Origin of the sequence: Halomonas sp. SIMBA_159 (genome assembly GCF_046536035.1) — a bacterium.
In the GTDB taxonomy this organism is placed as follows: domain Bacteria; phylum Pseudomonadota; class Gammaproteobacteria; order Pseudomonadales; family Halomonadaceae; genus Vreelandella; species Vreelandella venusta_A.
The window spans coordinates 1-376 of the sequence record NZ_JAWJBT010000162.1; the positions used below are offsets into that span (position 1 = coordinate 1).

The 376-nt window shown below is 61.7% G+C and carries 1 protein-coding gene; it reads right to left on the reverse strand.

What is annotated here, in order from left to right; all coding sequences use genetic code 11:
* Positions 1-153: 153 nt before the first annotated feature.
* The coding region (locus R0J87_RS18820) for a tRNA ligase subunit PheS family protein (protein WP_498888113.1) at positions 154-376 on the reverse strand (223 nt) is incomplete at its 5' end.

A 376-nucleotide genomic window follows, 5' to 3' on the forward strand; every position in this document is an offset into this window, starting at 1 on the left:
CGCGTGAGGCAGATACATCGCGCAACTCGGCGTGCGGCGCATTCGCCAGTTGCCATGAGTTACAGCGAGTTACTGCCTGTCACCGCCGGGACGCTGTGGCGGCATGCACTCTGTGCGTGGCCGCGCTCTATGCTTGTCGCGCAATGCGTTCGTTCAAGCGAATTGACGCAGGAAACGCAGGTCGTTTTCGAAGAACAGACGCAGGTCTTGCACGCCGTAGCGCAACATGGTGAGCCGTTCGAGGCCGCTGCCGAAAGCGAAGCCGATGTAGCGCTCCGGGTCGAGGCCCATGTTGCGGATCACGGTGGGATGCACCTGGCCTGAGCCCGAAATCTCGAGCCACTTGCCCGCGTTCTTGCCCGTTTCGAACAGCATG